General features: G+C 48.6%; 1 protein-coding gene. It reads left to right on the forward strand.

Annotated features, from left to right (window positions below; translation table 11 throughout):
* Window positions 1-1,673 (forward strand): beta strand repeat-containing protein (locus ACST15_RS12460; protein WP_459454988.1); only part of this gene is annotated, 1,673 nt, incomplete at both ends.

Raw genomic sequence — 1,673 nt, forward strand, 5'->3', positions numbered from 1 at the left:
CAACGTGGTGACCGGCTTTGATGCGAGTGGGAATAACATTACGGTAAGTACGACAGGCTTAACAGGAACGATCAGTGGAATAAGTGGTGGCAATAAATTAACAAGTGCAGGTGATTTTGTGAATGGGGTGGCCAACTTAACAAGCTTAGGCTTGAAGTACACAGGAACAGTTGGTAGTGGCACATTTACGTTCACTCCAGCAACAGGAACAGCTGTAACAAGTGGTAGCATAACGATCAATCCAGGATCAGCCAATAAGTTTGTGATTACAGGATCCGGCACGCAAACGGCTGGAACGAGTCAAACGATTACAATCACGGCGAAGGATGCGAATGGCAATACGGTAACAGGATATACAGGCAGCAAGAGCTTAACGTTCAGTGGAGCGAATAGTTCATCGTCTCCAGTGACAGCACCAAAAGTAGGAGGTACAGACTTTGGCACGGCTACGAGTGTGGTCTTCACGGATGGAGTAGCTACGGCTAGTCTGAGCTTGTACAAAGTAGAGTCTGCTTCAATCAATGTGAGTGATGGCAGCTTGACGGCAAGTGGAGCTGGCGAATTATCGGTGAGTGTTTCAGTGGGAAGCTTTGCTAAGTTCAGCTTAGCCTTAGCAGGTCCACAGACCAGTGGAGTAGCCTTTACGGGCACGAATACCTTAACGGCACAAGATGCTTATGGTAACGTGGTGACAGGCTTTAATGCCTCGACGAATAATGTTACAGTAAGCAGTAGCTTGACAGGAAGCATCACGGGCTTATCTGGCACGAATAAATTAAATGGAGCAGGCGACTTTAGTAGTGGAGTGGCGAACTTGACAAGCTTAGGCTTAATGTTTACAGGAACTTCGGGCTCAGGCAGCTTCACGTTTAGTCCAGCAACGGGGGCTCCAGTAAGCTCGAGTGCTATAACGGTTAACCCAGGCTCGGCGACCAAGTTGATTATCACGGGAAGCGGCACGCAAACGGCAGGAGTAGGTCAAACGATCACGATTACCGCGAAAGATGCGAGCGGCAATACGGCGGTAGGTTATACGGGCAGCAAGTCCTTGACTTTCAGTGGCGCGAATAGTTCGACAAGTCCAGTGACTGCAGCAACAGTAGCAGGCACGAATGTAGGTAGCTCGACGAGTGTGAGCTTCACGAATGGAGTAGCTACGGCGAGCATGCTATTATACCATGTAGAATCAGCGGTACTAGCTGCTACAGATGGCAGTATATCGGCATCGGGAGCAGATCGTTTAAGTGTATCAGTAAGTGCTTCAAGCTTTGCTAAATTAACGGTGAGCTTGGCGAGTCCACAGACCAGTGGAGTAGCGTTTACGGGTACAAACACCTTAACGGCCCAAGATGCGTATGGTAACGTGGTAACGGGCTTTGATGCGAGTGCAAACAATATTACAGTAAGCAATAGCTTGACAGGAAGTATCACGGGCTTATCTGGTACGAATAAATTAACGAATGCGGGCGACTTTAGTAATGGAGTAGCCAACTTGACAAGCTTAGGCTTAATCTACACGGGAACTTCAGGAGTAGGGACCTTTACGTTCACTCCAGCGACGGGTAGTGCAGTAACGAGTGGAAATGTAACGATCGGAGCAGGTTCAGCTACGAAGTTCATCATCACGGGAAGTGGCACGCAAACAGCGGGAGGCAGTCAAACGATTACGATTA

Source organism: Aquirufa sp. Wall-65K1, from assembly GCF_054558475.1.